Source organism: Methanoplanus sp. FWC-SCC4 (assembly GCF_032878975.1).
Classification (GTDB): domain Archaea; phylum Halobacteriota; class Methanomicrobia; order Methanomicrobiales; family Methanomicrobiaceae; genus Methanochimaera; species Methanochimaera problematica.
In genome coordinates, this window is record NZ_CP043875.1 from 1 (window position 1) to 15,708 (window position 15,708).

At 42.5% G+C, this 15,708-nt stretch carries 19 protein-coding genes; 5 read left to right on the forward strand and 14 right to left on the reverse strand.

The features are described from left to right. Positions 1-1,365, forward strand: a complete 1,365-nt coding sequence (locus tag F1737_RS00005; RefSeq protein WP_317136735.1) for a PFL family protein — start codon at positions 1-3, stop codon at positions 1,363-1,365. A 239-nt stretch (positions 1,366-1,604) separates the two neighbouring features. On the opposite strand, the gene F1737_RS00010 is transcribed toward F1737_RS00005, so the two are convergent. Then, positions 1,605-2,303, reverse strand: coding sequence for a phosphoribosylaminoimidazolesuccinocarboxamide synthase (locus F1737_RS00010; RefSeq protein WP_317136736.1), 699 nt, complete (start codon positions 2,301-2,303; stop codon positions 1,605-1,607). Between the two features lie 258 nt (positions 2,304-2,561). Then, positions 2,562-4,652 carry a M3 family metallopeptidase gene (locus F1737_RS00015; protein ID WP_317136737.1) on the reverse strand — a complete coding sequence of 697 codons (2,091 nt, stop codon included), beginning with the start codon at positions 4,650-4,652 and terminating at the stop codon, positions 2,562-2,564. A 191-nt stretch (positions 4,653-4,843) separates the two neighbouring features. Between F1737_RS00015 and F1737_RS00020 the strand changes: the two genes are divergently transcribed. After that, positions 4,844-5,491: a carbonic anhydrase gene (locus tag F1737_RS00020; RefSeq protein WP_317136738.1), complete on the forward strand. Its 648-nt coding sequence runs from the start codon at positions 4,844-4,846 to the stop codon at positions 5,489-5,491. A gap of 75 nt (positions 5,492-5,566) precedes the next feature. On the opposite strand, the gene F1737_RS00025 is transcribed toward F1737_RS00020, so the two are convergent. The 4 genes from F1737_RS00025 to F1737_RS00040 all read right to left on the reverse strand — a co-directional run bounded on the left by F1737_RS00025 (position 5,567) and on the right by F1737_RS00040 (position 7,736). Beyond that, a complete protein-coding gene (locus tag F1737_RS00025) occupies positions 5,567-6,052 on the reverse strand; it encodes a flavodoxin family protein (RefSeq protein ID WP_317136739.1) in 486 nt (161 codons plus the stop codon). Further along, a complete protein-coding gene (locus tag F1737_RS00030) occupies positions 6,049-6,237 on the reverse strand; it encodes a tetratricopeptide repeat protein (protein ID WP_317136740.1) in 189 nt (62 codons plus the stop codon). The genes F1737_RS00025 and F1737_RS00030 overlap by 4 nt, the downstream gene beginning before the upstream one ends. 35 nt (positions 6,238-6,272) lie before the next feature. After that, positions 6,273-7,037 carry a hypothetical protein gene (locus tag F1737_RS00035; RefSeq protein WP_317136741.1) on the reverse strand — a complete coding sequence of 255 codons (765 nt, stop codon included), beginning with the start codon at positions 7,035-7,037 and terminating at the stop codon, positions 6,273-6,275. Positions 7,038-7,298: 261 nt separating this feature from the next. Next, positions 7,299-7,736 carry a hypothetical protein gene (locus F1737_RS00040; RefSeq protein WP_317136742.1) on the reverse strand — a complete coding sequence of 146 codons (438 nt, stop codon included), beginning with the start codon at positions 7,734-7,736 and terminating at the stop codon, positions 7,299-7,301. Positions 7,737-7,911: 175 nt separating this feature from the next. Between F1737_RS00040 and F1737_RS00045 the strand changes: the two genes are divergently transcribed. After that, complete coding sequence (locus F1737_RS00045; RefSeq protein WP_317136743.1) at positions 7,912-8,520, forward strand: type 1 glutamine amidotransferase family protein; 609 nt, start codon at positions 7,912-7,914, stop codon at positions 8,518-8,520. An 85-nt stretch (positions 8,521-8,605) separates the two neighbouring features. Here the strand turns inward: F1737_RS00045 and F1737_RS00050 are convergent, their stop codons facing one another. From F1737_RS00050 to F1737_RS00060, 3 genes are all read right to left on the reverse strand, one after another. Further along, the gene (locus F1737_RS00050) at positions 8,606-9,184 is read right to left on the reverse strand and encodes a 3'-5' exonuclease (RefSeq protein WP_317136744.1); all 579 of its coding nucleotides are present in this window, start codon (positions 9,182-9,184) and stop codon (positions 8,606-8,608) included. A gap of 89 nt (positions 9,185-9,273) precedes the next feature. Next, positions 9,274-10,023: a hypothetical protein gene (locus tag F1737_RS00055; RefSeq protein WP_317136745.1), complete on the reverse strand. Its 750-nt coding sequence runs from the start codon at positions 10,021-10,023 to the stop codon at positions 9,274-9,276. A gap of 268 nt (positions 10,024-10,291) precedes the next feature. Continuing rightward, positions 10,292-10,804, reverse strand: coding sequence for a hypothetical protein (locus F1737_RS00060; RefSeq protein ID WP_317136746.1), 513 nt, complete (start codon positions 10,802-10,804; stop codon positions 10,292-10,294). A gap of 433 nt (positions 10,805-11,237) precedes the next feature. On the opposite strand from F1737_RS00060, the gene F1737_RS00065 reads away from it, so the two are divergent. Together F1737_RS00065 and F1737_RS00070 are read left to right on the forward strand one after the other, a co-directional pair. Continuing rightward, complete coding sequence (locus tag F1737_RS00065) at positions 11,238-11,741, forward strand: hypothetical protein (RefSeq protein WP_317136747.1); 504 nt, start codon at positions 11,238-11,240, stop codon at positions 11,739-11,741. Further along, on the forward strand, positions 11,741-12,322 hold the full coding sequence (locus tag F1737_RS00070) for a hypothetical protein (RefSeq protein ID WP_317136748.1): 582 nt from the start codon (positions 11,741-11,743) through the stop codon (positions 12,320-12,322). Before F1737_RS00065 ends, F1737_RS00070 begins: the two co-directional genes overlap by 1 nt. Here the strand turns inward: F1737_RS00070 and F1737_RS00075 are convergent. Genes F1737_RS00075 through F1737_RS00095 form a run of 5 tightly spaced genes read right to left on the reverse strand, consistent with a single transcriptional unit; the run spans position 12,305 to position 15,587 of the window. Beyond that, complete coding sequence (locus F1737_RS00075; protein WP_317136749.1) at positions 12,305-12,991, reverse strand: TfuA-related McrA-glycine thioamidation protein; 687 nt, start codon at positions 12,989-12,991, stop codon at positions 12,305-12,307. The two genes, F1737_RS00070 and F1737_RS00075, sit on opposite strands and share 18 nt — an antisense overlap. Further along, positions 12,945-14,162 (reverse strand): YcaO-related McrA-glycine thioamidation protein, encoded by a 1,218-nt coding sequence (locus tag F1737_RS00080; protein ID WP_317137901.1) that lies wholly within the window; start codon positions 14,160-14,162, stop codon positions 12,945-12,947. The genes F1737_RS00075 and F1737_RS00080 overlap by 47 nt, the downstream gene beginning before the upstream one ends. Further along, positions 14,159-14,557 carry a molybdenum cofactor biosynthesis protein MoaE gene (locus tag F1737_RS00085; protein ID WP_317136750.1) on the reverse strand — a complete coding sequence of 133 codons (399 nt, stop codon included), beginning with the start codon at positions 14,555-14,557 and terminating at the stop codon, positions 14,159-14,161. The genes F1737_RS00080 and F1737_RS00085 overlap by 4 nt, the downstream gene beginning before the upstream one ends. Before the next feature lie 4 nt (positions 14,558-14,561). Continuing rightward, a complete protein-coding gene (locus tag F1737_RS00090) occupies positions 14,562-14,849 on the reverse strand; it encodes a MoaD/ThiS family protein (RefSeq protein WP_317136751.1) in 288 nt (95 codons plus the stop codon). 21 nt (positions 14,850-14,870) lie between these two features. Further along, the gene (locus F1737_RS00095) at positions 14,871-15,587 is read right to left on the reverse strand and encodes a HesA/MoeB/ThiF family protein (protein WP_317136752.1); all 717 of its coding nucleotides are present in this window, start codon (positions 15,585-15,587) and stop codon (positions 14,871-14,873) included. Positions 15,588-15,708: the final 121 nt, after the last annotated feature.

Genomic DNA, 15,708 nt, shown 5'->3' on the forward strand with positions numbered 1-15,708 from the left:
ATGATTAATACATTTGAGGTAAATGAGACAAACAAGATGATCGAGCAGGAAAAACTGGATGTCAGGACTATTACTCTTGGCATCAGCCTTCTTGACTGCTGTGATTCCGACCTTGATACCTTAAACCAAAACATATACGATAAAATCACCCGTGTAGCAAAGGATCTCGTTTCCACCGGCAGGGAAATTGAGATTGAATATGGTATTCCAATTGTAAACAAACGCATCTCGGTAACCCCGATTGCACTTGTCGGAGGGCGTGCATGCAGGTCTCCGGAGGATTTTGTAACGATTGCAAAAACCCTCGATAAGGCCGCCAAAGATACGGGGGTTAATTTCCTCGGGGGCTACTCAGCACTCGTTTCAAAAGGGATGACGCCGACTGATGAAAACCTCATCCGTTCAATCCCGATGGCTCTCTCCTCTACGGAGAGGGTTTGCAGCTCTGTAAATATCGGCTCAACAAAAACCGGAATCAACATGGATGCTGTAAAACTGATGGGCGAGATTGTTAAGGAAACTGCAGAGGCAACAAAGGAAGACAGCTCTTTGGGATGTGCAAAACTGGTTGTCTTTTGCAATGCCCCTGATGACAATCCGTTCATGGCCGGAGCCTTTCATGGCGTGACTGAAGGAGATGCTGTAATAAATGTGGGTGTCAGCGGTCCGGGTGTTGTAAAGCATGCACTTGAGGGAGTACGTGGTGAGAACTTTGAGGTTCTCTGCGAGACAGTCAAAAAAACGGCTTTCAAGGTAACCCGTGTGGGGCAGCTTGTGGCCCAGGAGGCTTCGGAGAGGCTGGGTGTGCCTTTTGGCATTGTTGATCTCTCTTTGGCACCTACACCTTCGGTCGGTGACAGTGTTGCGGAAATTTTAGAGGAGATGGGTCTTGAGTCAGTGGGTGCTCCCGGAACAACCGCTGCCCTTGCACTTTTAAATGATCAGGTGAAAAAGGGCGGAGTTATGGCAAGTTCTTTTGTTGGCGGACTCAGTGGTGCCTTTATCCCGGTCAGTGAAGATCAGGGCATGATCGATGCCGTAAACCGCGGGGCACTTACAATTGAAAAACTTGAGGCAATGACCTGCGTATGTTCTGTCGGTCTTGATATGATAGCAATCCCCGGAAACACCCCTGCCACGACAATCTCAGGCATCATCGCTGATGAGGCCGCAATCGGAATGATAAACCAGAAGACTACCGCAGTCCGTCTGATTCCGGTGATCGGGAAGGATGTCGGCGATACTGTGGAGTTCGGGGGCCTTTTGGGCTATGCACCCGTTCAGCAGGTAAACAAATTTTCCTGTGAGGATTTCGTAAACCGTGGCGGCAGAATCCCTGCACCGATTCACAGTTTTAAGAACTGAACTAAACGGGGAGTATTCCTGCCACCCCCTGCCGTCTTTTTTTTTAAATTCTCATTCCGCTATTTTTTAGGAGTATTATGTCCTTAAAGGAGGGAATATCAGTATAAATTAATAAGAAGGATCACACATATCCGGATAAACCCAAAATTCTAAAGGGGTACAGGACTCCGCCACCTGAAAATCCAGAATAACAGATAACTGAAGTGAATGGCGATTATATTTCTGAAAAAAAGGTTTTTTTAATTATCAAGAATCATCTTTTCGAGTTCAAGCGGCATGACATACTCTCCGTCACGGTAAGCACGCATGTTTCCTCCTGAAATCTCGTCGATTAAAACGATCTCGTCTCCGATCCTGCCAAATTCAAACTTGATGTCATAGAGTTCGGTATTCTTCTTCGCAAGTTCGTCCTTCATGATGGTTGCAATCTGCTGGGTTAATGCTTTGACCTTATCGTATTCATTAGGGGTCATAATGCCGAGATTCCCGAGTGCATCCTTTGTAATCGGAGGGTCCTCACGGTCATCGTCCTTTAATGTCGTCTCGACAAAAGCGGGCAGTGGTGCGGCTTCTTCCACATAATCGCCGTAACGTCTGTAAAAACTCCCGACTGCACGGAAACGGCAGATTACTTCCAGGCCGGCTCCGAAAGTCTTTGCAGGCCTGACAGTCATAGTGACGTTGTCGACATCAGCATCGATATAATGAGTGGGGATTCCCTTTTGGTTTAATATTTCAAAGAAATATTTTGTCAGCCTGATACAGGCACGACCTGCACCTTCCATAGTAAGCCCGACAGTATTCATGCCGGGGTCAAAGACGCCGTCGGCCCCTGTACAGTCATCCTTGAATTTAAGCAGATAATTTCCATCATCAAGTGCGTAGACGTTCTTTGTCTTGCCTGTATAGACAAGTTTCATGGACTCTGTTGAACTCATAGTGTTCCTCACTTTTGAAATCTAGATATTGTTTGGCGTAGAGAATTTAAAATAGATGTTGTCATGTCAGGATTGAAATTTTGATAGTTGATTATTTCAGATAATTATTGGAGATTCTTTTCTGCATTTATCCGGACAGAATTTCTTATTTTTTGGATATACAGTCCCTGTTTTCTCAACAATATATAGCGTCATTTTTTCCTTTGGAACAAAAAAAGAATTATAATTTTATATTTATTTGTTATTTCCAGAGTTTTGTCATGAGGAAGTTTCTATCCCGATATATTCATACAGTGCTTTTGGTCCGGGCTCTCTTCCGAGGAAGTTTTTAAGAAGCACATTTCCGTCCTCCATGTTGCCCTTTTCGAGAATCTCATTCCTGAATTTCATCCCGAGTGTCCGGTTTGTCATCCCGTTCTCTTTGAATTCATCAACAATGTTTAGTGCATAGACCTTTGACCAGAGATAGCCGTAGTATCCTGCATCATATCCCCCCATAAGATGACCAAATGAGGCCTGATCATGAATTCCATCAGGAAGTTTAAGTCCGGTAGTATCCTCATAAGTTTCGTACCAGACAGCGGTTGTGTTTACAGGACTGTCAAGGCTGCTGAAATACATATCCTCAAGAGAGCGGGCCAGCAGACGGCTATAGTAATATCCGTTTCCGGCATTTCTTGAAGATATTGCTTTTTCAATGATTTCGTCAGGCATCTTTTCTGAAGGGTTTTTGTAATGGGCGGAGACAGATTTTAAAATTTCAGGGTCCCATGCCCATTCCTCAAGTGCCTGTGAAGGTGTTTCCACAAAATCCATCTCTACATTAAAACCTGACATTGTACCGTACGGGGCTTTTGTCAGGAGAAAGTGCATTGCATGGCCGGTCTCATGGAAGAGATTATACATTTGGGGGATTGTCAGAAGAGAAGGCCTGTCGCCCTCAGGTTTGTCAAAATTCCCGATAATAGCACATACAGGCGTATTATATGTGCCATTTACCATTCTTCCGGTGATAAGCCGGGATGCACAGAAATGACCGTATTTTCCTTCACGCGGATACAGATCAAGATAAAGGTATCCGATTGTTGCACCGTCTGTCTGATCTTCAACTTTATACAGTCTTACATCGGGATGCCATACCTGTGCATCCTCAACTTCAGTAAAATCTACTCCAAACAGGCTGCCGCAGATATTGAAGATTCCGTTAAGAACACTGTCAAGGGGGAGGTATTCCTTTAGCTCTTCTTCATCATAGCCGTAGAGCTCTTTTTTGTTTATCATCTCAAGATAGGAAATATCCCAGGGGCGGACTTCTGTTGCAGACGCATCAGTTCTTTGTTTAATCAACAAAAGAGCGTCTGTCTCATCTTTGGTCTTCTCCTTTAAAGGCTCTTTTAAGGATGTTAAAAATTCCATGACATTTGAGGAGTTTACTGCCATCCTTTTGTCAATCTTATAGTCAGCCCATGTCGGATATCCAAGCTCCTTTGCAATTTTTTCCCTCAGGACAATTGCTTCCTCAAGAAGAGCCGTGTTTGCCTCACCCTGTATGTTGAATTTTGCCTCATACATCCTCCTCCTTGTTTCGCTGTTTTCGGCATACTTCATTATGGCATTATAATCGGGGGATTTCATTGTAACAATGTAATCACTTTTTGGAGTCTTTGAGAAGGAATTAAGGGAGGACTCAGGCACACCCCTCAAATCATCAGGTGAGAATTGAATTGTTGTGTTATCGTTGTTCAGATTGGCTGAAAACTGTGATTCAAGAGCACTCAGCTCCTGTTTCATCTCACGAACCTTTAAGAGACGCTCATCAGGAAGGTTTAACCCGTTATGCTCAAATTCTCTTATAATCACATCATAAAGGCGTGATTCCTGAGGATTCCTGGGATTAACACTCTTAAGTGCATTGTACAGGTCGCGGCGGGTGTAAACGTCAGCATCGAATGTATAATATGATTCCGCGGATTTCATACCTTCTTCTGCTATCTTTGCATCAGGGTAGACATTTCCCATCGCGATAAGCGGTATGACTGAATCGGAATAGTCATTCATTATACTGTCAAATGCAATGACAGTATTTTCAAAGTTCCGTTTTTCAGGAGCAATGTCTGTAATCGCATTTAAAGAGGCATTGGCAGTCTGTTCTGCACTTTCCCTCAGTTGTGTTATTTCACCATATGAGTAATGTGTCTGTATGGGACTGTCCGGGCCGGGAACGAAAACATCTGTGGATTCATCCTGCCTTGTGTTCTGAAGGCATCCGGCTGTCATGAGAAAGATGACGGTCAGGACAATTATACACGAAAAACTGTAATGACAAATTTTGTAATCACTGCTCTGCATGGAAAATCAGTAATCTTCTAATTTCTGTCTTAAGAGTTATAAAGACGTACGATTAAGTAACCAGACTCTGATACGGCCGTTCCTGAGATGAAATGCCGCCCGGATATGAAAAAGAGCGGGAGTCTGTTTCTGCGGTGAACCGTTTTTTGTGATCCAAAGTATTATGCATTTTCAGTATCCCGTAGGGAGTTATGCGAACGAATGTAACTGAAGATACCAAAACCGGTTCTGCCACCGGCAAAGGAACAGACAGGCCGCTCGTGGACCAGCTACTCGAGGGAAACGTGGCTTTCAGGGAGAATGAGTTCAAAGAAAATCCGGTGCGATACCGGGAACTCGCCCTGGCACAGAGTCCGGGTGTCCTCTGGATAGGGTGTTCCGATTCGCGGGCCGCTCCGGAACGGATTACCAGTGCACCGCCGGGTGAACTGTTTGTAACAAGGAATGTCGGGAATATTGTGCCTGCCCATGACTGGAGTCTTTCCGCTGTTCTTGAATACTCGATAAATCACCTTGAAGTGAAAGAGATAATTGTCGCAGGCCATTCCAACTGCGGTGCTGTAAAGGCGCTGGATAAGGATCTTCAGGACCCTTACATCACGCTCTGGCTCAATGATGCCCGTGAGGCAAAGGCCCGGGTCGATGCCAGGATGCCAAAGGCGGTTACTCCCGAGGATCAAAAGGAGCGTACCCGCGAGATAGAGCTTGAAAATGTCAGGCTCCAGGTTGAGCACCTGATGAGTTACCCTTCAGTCCGGCAGGCTGTTGACGAGGGGAGAATAGAGGTGCATGGTCTGTACTATAATCTGGAAACAGGCACACTGTCAAGGGTGGTGTGAATGTATTTTACCCCCGGTATGTGACGCCGGGACCGGAGGGAGGGGTGAATCTGAGGTTTTGTTATAGATCAGATTTCATTTTGAATCACCGGCAGTTTTGACTGCGGCAATCAGGGCGTTGATCCTGCCCTGGTCCCTGACGTCATTTCTGTCGAAGAGAAACTCCCCTTTGACCCTGACCCCTTTTGCAGTAAGAGCTTTTGTGAGTTCCGGCAGGGTATCTCCTGCCTGTCCTCCGCAGGTGGCGAACAAAACGGCGGTTTTTCCATCACATCCCTTTAGTGCTTCAACAGCCGCATTTATCGCAGGCGTTGCCCGAAACGCCCAGACCGGAGTGCCGATAACGAGAATGTCCGAGTCGGATACATCAATTGATTCCTGTTCAATTTTGTCGCACTCTCCTCTTCTTGCCCGGAAGCATCCGAGTGTGTATGCTGTTATCTTTGAATAGGGCTCTTTGGTTTTAACTTCGACAAGTTCGCCCCCTGTTTCGTCCTGTATCTTCTCTGCTATACCACAGGTGATCCCGGTGTATGAATAAAAAATGATTGAGGGTTTCATGTTTTTCTCTTCTTCTGGCAAACAATAAAAAGCATTGTTTTCATTCTTTCCTCTGCATCGGTGTCACCCGGATCAATCTCAATAGCCCTTTTGTATGCCGCAAGAGCCTCTTTTAATTGTGAGAGGAGGTCATGGGCATTCCCTTTTTTAACCCATTCTTCTGCCTGTTCCAATGGTGTTTTCATTATTTTCCTCTCTGCTTTTCCTCAGCCGTTTTGTTTTATCTTTCAGACTTTTTTAAAAACCGGGGACACACTGTCACACACCTGCTGCACGGCATCGTTGCAAATCGGGCAAAAGAAGGTGCGACGGGGGCGGCTAACCTTAGAAGCAGACGGCGTTTTAGAACCCATTTTGCAGGCGGAACAAACACGGGAGGAACAAAGCGGCGGATTGTGACACAACTGAATGCATCCACCCCGTCGGGACCAAAGACTTTTCCCGGGCAGTTTTTGATGCATAGCCCGCAGCCGGTGCAGAGTGTTTCAACAGGCCCTGCGGGTTCTTCTGGTATATGACGGTATTTGGGAATATGGCGGCCGGTAACAACGCCGCTTAAAAACACCCCCGGTCCGTATGGTTTTGTTATTAAAAGTGAGCTTTTTCCTCTCTCACCAAGGCCTGCCGTTTCTGCGATCTGTTTTAGCCGGATAAGCCCCCTGACTTTTCCGTCTGTGATGGTAAGTGGCAGGTAGAGCGGAATTGGTTTTGCAGCGATGCCGCTCTTGTTAAGGAGGGAAGACAGCCTTTTTGCTGTCCTGTCGAGAGATTCGGCTATTAAAAGCATCCTTTTGGTCTTTTCTTTTGGCGGCAGATCATAGAGAGAAGCCGGAACTTCCTTTGCAAACACAATGACACTGCCGGCCCCCCGGAGAAATTCCTCTGCATATTCCCGGTCGGGATTTTGAATATCTTCGATACCAACCTCGCCGAAAAGCAGAATTTCCTCACTTTTAAAAAATTCATCAATATCCGGGCCGGTCATCTGTAATTCTTTTATGGGGAGGTTTTCGTATAAAGGGATTGGGTGGTGGTTGTAATCAGGCTGAATGTGACCGGAACATTAGAAAATATCCGGGCATTTTGATATATTCAGAATCCTGATATACAGGGTGGCATTTATCGATTCTTACAATAAATTCAGGATACCGATGAGCAGCACGCTGCCAGTTCCCTGCTGAATTCCCTGGGTTTAAGTCACCCAAATGAGCATCCTTTGCTGTGCTATAAAAAAGAGGGGTGAAGATCAGTTCTCTTCGCGGTTAAGACGGACAATGAAGGCCATTGAATTGTTACCGTCCTGAAGGTGCCGGAGTTCAATCTCATTTTGGTTGATGAATTCGCCGAATGTGTAGCCATCATCGTTTTCGACAATGAAGATCTCCCCTGCAGTGGAGATGACGCCAGACAGATTTTCGGAATACTCGTTATTATCCCAGCGTGTATAAACCTTGGAACCGAAAAAGGCAGGTCCTTTTTGTGCAGTGATGGTGTAGGTTGTATTACTTTCGCGGAATCCTGCGGTTGTGGTGTATCCGGTCGTTGTTCCTGTCCAGACGCCGACAATATCTGTAACCTGCGGCGTTGAAGCGGCCACTTCCGGCTGGCTCTGTGTGCAGCCGGCGGTTATGAGAAACAGGCCGAGAATAAGCATTGAGATTAATGAAACTGACGTTATTTTCATGATAATATTTGGATTTTTCTTATCGATAAACTATATCATTTGATAATATTTTTCGCAAAAATTAAAATGATTTTTTAGTTATTATGCATTTTTCCGTTCCGAATCTTGTTTCCCCGGTTTCCATATATTTTTAATTCGAACATTCGTATATTATCTATATCAAAAGGGTGATGAAATGGACAAAAATGTATACCTGTATGTATGCCCGAATCTTGCTGACTGGGAACCGTCACTTGCTATAGCGATGATATCAAATCTCAATACCGATATACCGAAAAAAAGAGGCTACAATATCATCACATTCGGGCTTACCAAAGAGCCGGTTACTACTTCCGGAGGAATAACTATCCTTCCCGATAAAGATGTTGATAGCGTCGATCTCAGCGAAGCGGCGATGGTCATTCTTCCCGGGTCATCGCAATACGAACACGATGATCCTGCCCGGCTGGTTCCGCTCATCCAAGACTGCATCCTGAATAATATCCCAGTGGCAGCAATATGCGGGGCTACATTATTTCTTGCAAACCATGGATTTCTCGATACTGTCCGGCACACCAGCTGCGGCCCTGAGTGGCTCAAACAGCATGCCCCTGGTTATCAGGGCAGACACCTGTATTTGCAGGCGCCAAGTGTAAGCGATGGTGGAATCATCACGGCAAACCCGCTGGGTTTTGTCGATTTTGCCTATAATATAATGCAAACGCTGGATGCGTTCCCGCCGGAGTTTCTGGAGTTGTGGTACGCTTCTGTTAAAAACGGCTATCTGGATGTTGATCAGTTTTAGGTAGAGAGGCCGAAACCTCCTTTGCAAACACGATAAAACTGCAGGCTGAATAGTGAACTGTAATTTTGTTAAAAATTAAACAAAATTATAGAATTCCTCTCTCTTTTAGTTCAAAAAAGCAGCGTGCACATGCTTTGACGTCGGCATTTGCATCATGGGCACCGGCAAATGATTCGCCGAATAACTTTTGATGCAGTTCAATAAGTTTCGGCTGTTTATACCCGCCGTTGCTTTTCGGGAGTGCACAAAAATCCTTGACAGATTTTGGTTTCATTGTGCATATTGGCTCTTTATCCCGGATTTCATTTTTCAGGCCATAACGGTTTAACTCGGCTGTTACAACCGGATAATCAAATGCAAAGTTATGGGCAACCAGACATTCTGATTTTTTGGCTTCGGCATTAAACGCACTAAACACTTCGCTGCCGGGCAGTCCTTCCCGGAGTGCTCTTTCTTTTGTGATTCCGTGAACTCTCACAGTCTGCCAGGGAATATCAAAATCCTCTGGATACACGATTTCATTATAAGAGCTCATCTCCTCCCCGTGCTTTGAATATCGTGAGAAGGCAATCTGAACAACTCTTGGCTGGATCACCTCATTGTTTAACGGATCACGGCTGCGTCTTGGGAACCCGTTTGTTTCGACATCGAAGAAGAGATACATTGTGATTAATTTTTAGGGTTGTTGGATATGTAGGTTTTTGGGTTGAAATGGAGGATAAATTATAGATGGGATGAATTTGGAAAGATATATTAGTTGATTTTTTCTTCTTTTTTGATTAATTCCGTCTCTAAAATCTTAAAACTTAAATCATATAGAGATTCGGCTAATTCTTTATTTATTTGCAAACCATTATGAACAAATTTGTTTCTTTTTTTGTTGCACTTACTTAACTTTTCATATTCCTCATCAGAAATACTTCCATAAAGATTTAAAAATTCGATTTTGATATCGCTTGACCACCTGTCAGGATCTTTAAATTTTCCTTTTCGCTCAGTTGACATATTTTTCTGATTTATGATTTCCTCAAATCTATTTTTTATATACTGTTCGACAATCAACCAGCTATATAGATAGGATTGAGAATATTCTTTATTGTGCAAATGTGTGTAACTCTCAATAAGTGATAACAGAGAATTTGAAAGATTTTGATTATCAAGAGCCTTTTCAAAATCCTGAATAATTTCGTACATCTTTTCTAAAGAAATTCCTTTTTTTCTTTGTCCCTGAAAATTTGTGGGTGTGAAGCGTTTCGTATGTGAAATATGCCACTTTAGTCCTCCCAAGGGCTGACCAAGAACTTCACGATCTTCATATATTTTTGAATGAATTATTTCTGTATTCCTAACTGAAAGCACAGGAAATCCTTTAATAAGAGATATTGCGAAAATAAGGTTTAATTTTTTTATTGTCTCCGCTTCTGAAGTGCATTGTAGGATTACAAGGCCGTATTTATCAAAATAACCTTTTTTTCTCCCAAAAGAAAATTCATGCTCATACATAGGATATTTCCAGGTATTTGGCCCATATAATTTCTCTTCAAAGGATTGTTCAAATGAGTCACCTATGTATAATCCCGGATAATAATATGCCCCTGCGAAACGGGTAAATCCTTTGTTTTTTATCTCATGAACCGGTAAAGTTTCTCCATTTTTCTCTATGTTTCTTCTCCGAATAGCCTCTTGTCTGGCCGATTCAATTGAGTCTAAAAGAAGTAATTTTGGTTTGTTTAATGATGCAAGATTTCCATTTATTATACTGTACCAATCCTCATTTCCAAAAATTGATCCACTGTATTGGCCTTTTTTTATATTGAATTGTTGAACTGTTTCTGAGCTTGTTCAATAAATCATAAAAGGGGTTCACAAAAAGATCTGAATATTTGTTTTCCTGATTTCCTGCATCAAAGTCCAGTTCGATAAAGAAAGAATCGTTTTCTGATTTTTTGTATCTGGCTTTTCTTTTCCATCTGGGTTCATCCATGATCTTGATAACCTCGGATTCAAGCTCATAACCCTGATAAGGCCCGTTAATTATTACTTCCTGATCTTTCCTTTCCGGATCATGAAATATCACAACAAGTTGAAATTCGGTGGGATTAGATACCCAAAAAATTTCTATCTGGCAGGGAGCTAATAAAGAAAGAGATTTTTGTATACAGGATTGTTCTAGAGGATCAAGAGAATCATATTCCTTCCTGAACATGTGGATAGTTTCTTTGCACCATTTTTCAAGTTCATTAACTTTCTGTTCTTTTGATTTATCCGTTATTTCCATATCCACTTATCATTCCCCATATTATTAGTTGAATATAAGAGACAAAATAGGAAATGGTTTGTGCCATATAGTAAATTAAGTTTTATTTTATTTTGAATGATTTATGCTTCTAAAATATCCACAATGAGGATATTTTAAAGATAGTATTTCTAAATCTCTAAAATTATCAAATTCTATTTTAGAATTATCTGATGAATTGGGGTAAAGTGATAAACTTAAATTTTTAGACTTTTAAAAATTATTTTTTTACTAAATTTTGTAATATTTATATAATTAATCAAAAAAGTGATAGTAGAATATATATTGGAATTTTGGTATAAGTTATATTGATTGAGGAGAATTATCATAATCATATTAAGTTGAATTTATATTATATGTCTCTAATACAAAGAAATAAAGCCCAAAGATCACCAACAAAAAATTTTACTATCTGATGTTTATGAGAGAGAGATCCCACGAAAAAGGAAAAAATTACCAGAAAAAAGTAAAAAAATGGTTATATGGGCGCCCATTTTTAGGATATGAATCTGATGTATTTGGAGATGCATATGATGTGTCTAATTATGCAACCTGCATTGGGGAAATGGGGTATGATATTTCTATGTGCCTTAAAAAAAATGAAGAAGCCAAAAAAATCCTGTACATAGAATGTAAGTATCGTGATGAACTTTCGGGTAGCATAAATACTGATTTTCATGGATTTTTGCTAAATTCATATAATGCATTTTCAAGTGCAAAAAGTGATCAAGCTGATGCAGCCCAATTCTGTTTTATTAGTAATATTCCTCCAACAAAGTTGCATCAATTTTTTAAGGACTCTCAAAGTTACACCATTGAACAATTTAAGAAAAAAGGCATTGAATTTGATGAACAAAAATTCCGTAGATTTGTTGATCGAATTCATGTATTAATATTGTCTAAAACAATATTGGGGTTAGAATAATGGGATTAAATATTAGAAGAGTTGATTTTTCAGACTGGATAATTCAGACAATTCCAAAAAAGGAACGTCAGATCTTAGTTGATCTTATTAGCCAAAATATCGAAGGTTATTATTCTGGAAAATTTCCTTATGATGGGGATGATGAATATCCACGAATAGGTAGTTATGGTTCTTACAATATTTTTAGAACATGCCTGCAGATTTTAACTGGTGAGTCTATGGAGATAGATTCAGATTATATGGATGAATATGATATCTGGGCAGTCAATTACTTCAAGGAAAATCTCAATATAAAACCAGTTAAGATTCCATACGTCAATCATATCCTTAGAACAGGAGATTGTGATACTATATTACTTCCAATATTATTCGATGAACCATTTGAATATAATGACTATTTTTTCGGGAGTTCTTATGGATATATAATAGTATTGGAACATCTTGAAAAATTACTAAATTTTAATTTATCCGAGCCTGAGGAATTAAGCGAATCTAATCCGTTGATAACATCAAAAAATATTGCGAAGATTATATACAAATTTTTAAAAGAGAAACCTGATGTTTCAGTTGAATTCTGTTAAAGTATTATTTCTTTTAAGCATTTCCCCAACAACCCTCAAAAGCTCCTTTGCATCCTTCTCCTTCTGCGAAAACGAATGCTCCTTCAGGTACCCCGAAAGCCTCTCAAAAGTCTCAACGGAAATCAGACCTTCGGCTTTGGCAGTCTTTAAAACTTTTCTGTAAGTCCTATTTGGGTAATAAATCCCCGATGCAGTCTTAATTAAAACATCCCGCTCTTTTTTTGAGATAACACCTGCAAAAACGGCACTCTCAAGATTAATCCTGATGTCAACAAGTGCATCAGACACAGCCTCGTCTGTGAACGGATCACAGGCAAGTGCAACCTCATCGTCTGACTCGATAACTCCGTCCCTGAACATCTCAAAGACTCTCCCAACACCTGTCATCCCGAACGGCTCAAGCTCACAGGCACGAAGGGCACCCATCGAAGACGAGCCGTATACCTTTATTCCTGACTTTAAAAGCTTTAAAATCTCGCGGTGGCCGACAGAACAGTCCTGAAAAAAAAGTCCGTCGATGATGCAGACAACTTTTGGCTTATCCAAAACTGCCTTTTCAAGATCGCCTCTTTTTACAGGCGGACGGAATTCTGCAACAGAGGGGGAAAGAATCTCCTCTGCCTCATCTCTTCTCAGACTTGGCCCTAAGTACACGATTACGTCTGGCACTTCTGCATCTCTCCCCTGCACGTTCATTGTCCATCGCAAACGTCTCAAGTCCGGGGACTGTGACACGGACAACAGGCACGGATACATCCGGCATTGTCAGATCGTTTACGATAATCCTGTCAAGGCCGGACTTTTGGAGTTTCTCAGAAACATAATTAATGTCTTTTAGGAAATCATCGGAGACGAACTCATCAAACTCTGAAAAGTCCTTTGAGTCGGCTTTGTCAAACCACTTTTTGTTAAGCCTCTTTGTCCTCTCGTATCCGATCTGTTTCCTAAAGTCCGCCTCTGTCGTATCCTCCCTTGCACCGTGAATCTGTGTTGCCCTGCTCTGTGCAACCTCGGTAATCGCCCGCATTGCCGCAATAACCGGTGAAACATGTGTTCCCATTCCGATGCAGAGAAGCGAGGGGTCTTTAAGCCTGACATCATCCGCAACGGCGGCAACTGTTGGAATGCCGTTGTCGCTTGTGATATCCCTTAAAATCAGCTCAACCTCGTTCTCCGAAAACGCATCAATCATGGAGTTAAGCTGATCGTTCCCGATGTTTTCAATAACAGGCCCGGCATACCCGGAAGCCTCCACAAGTGACCAGGCATCACGTTCAACAACCTCGCAGAGTCCGTGAAAAGTCGCCTCCTCAACAGTATTGCCCGAAGCTATCCCGTTTGTGCTTGTCCTGAAAAACCTGGCAGTCCCGTGCGGAACCGGGTGGAAAACAGCGTGTGCCGGGACATAGACCTCCTCCTCATTAACAATGTCAAAGCCCCTGTGCCAGGGAATTTTGGTATCGGGATCAACACCGTTTGGAAGAATAAGATCAGAAGGGTTCACCGCCTCCGCCTCTCCGAGCTCGGAGAACCTGCCCGTTATCAGTTCCCTCTCATTAATCTCGGCAGAATATCTCTCGATACCCTCCATAATGGCAGACACCCTTGCCGCTGTCGGCGTCGCACCTTTTCCGTTGTAAACCGATATTGCACCATCAGCCGCTCCCGGACGGATGCAGGAGAACACCGGAATATTGAGCCTGTCAAGACCTGTGATGTCTGCAACCCTTGTGATACCGCAGCTTCTTGCAACCGGTGACACTATCTCAAGTGTCTCCTCGGGTGATTTTGTTCTGTGGGTCTCTTTAGTATAGTTTTTTTTGCAGTTCTGAAGTCTTATGCATGCCAGTGTTCTTTCCCTCCCTCAGATATGTCTTTCTTCCAGATTGGTACATAATGTTTTATCTCTTCAAGGATATAGCGGCAACCATCAAATGCCTCCGGTCTGTGTCCCGCTCCGACAACGATAACTAAAATTGTGTCTTCTACTTTTAAAAGTCCGTTTCTGTGAATGATGTCGACAGAATTCAGTGAAAACTTTTCCGTTGCGGCCTTTGCAATATTTTCCATATCAGATATTGCAACCTCATCGAACGACTCAAATTCTATCGCCTCCATACCGTCGTCCCTGACAGTGCCGACAAATATTACAATTCCACCTGTTCTCGGGTCCTTTGCATCCTTCAAAAGCTGTGCAACATCAATATCCTCTCTTGTTATCGCAATAATTCCCATATTATTATCCTCCTGATACCGGCGGGTACAGGACAATACCGTCACCGTCTTTTATTATTATTTTGTCTGCCTCATCAGGGTCGACTCTTTTTTTATTGTGCATTAAAAGGACACTGTCAAGGAATTCCCCGTCATCGTCAAAAAGTATCTCAAAACCGCCTTTGGTTTCATCGCAGAGTTTTTTAAGGGCATCTTTAAGATAGACTTCACTGCTCTCTTCGAATTCAATTGTTCTGTGGCTTCCGAATGTTTCCCTGAATCTTGCAAATATTGTAATTTCTGTTTTAATCATTGGAGATCACCGTTAATATTATCAGATTTTTGAGCATGCGGGACATTTTTCATCCCTTAAAAGATGCATCTCGTCAATGGAGGAGGCCCTTCCGTCCCAGATGAGAAGTCTTCCGGCCATCGTTGCGCCGTTTCCGGTAAGAATTCTCACAGCCTCGTTTGCCTGCATTGTTCCGATAACTCCGGCAGTAGTCCCGACTATCGGAAACTTTTCTTTCGGCGGGATGTTTGGGAATATGCATTCAAGACAGGGGGTGTGCCCCGGAATAATTGTGGTTGCCTGCCCGTCCCATCCTGATACGGCACCATGAATCAGGGGTATGTTTTTCTCTATCGCCGCACGGTTCAGGACATGTCTTGTCTTAAAGTTGTCAAGACAGTCGATAATCAGATCACACCCAATGGTTAATCCAAGGATATTATCTTTTGACAGCGGCTCGGTGACTGTCATAATTTTCACATCGTCATTGAGCCTTTCAAGTGTTTCCCTGGCAGAATCGGTTTTATTACTGTTTATATCGGTTTTTGTATGAAGAAACTGTCTGTTCAGGTTTGAGAGTGAGACTGTGTCGCAGTCTGCGATGACAAGTCTTTTAATACCTGCAATTGCGAGGTAGACAGCCACCGGGCTTCCGAGTCCTCCGGCGCCTGCAATGAAGACCTTTGCCTCAGAAAGTCTTTTTTGTCCCTTTTCACCAAAAAGCATTATCTGTCTGTCATACCTGTCACTGAATTTCATACCGGTTCATCCTATATCTTTATGATGAATAAATTTATTCCCTTTTTTTATCCTGCTTTTTTATCCGGCAGAACAATTTTTATGTCTTCTGGTTTTATGTCTCTAACACAAAACTGGTATA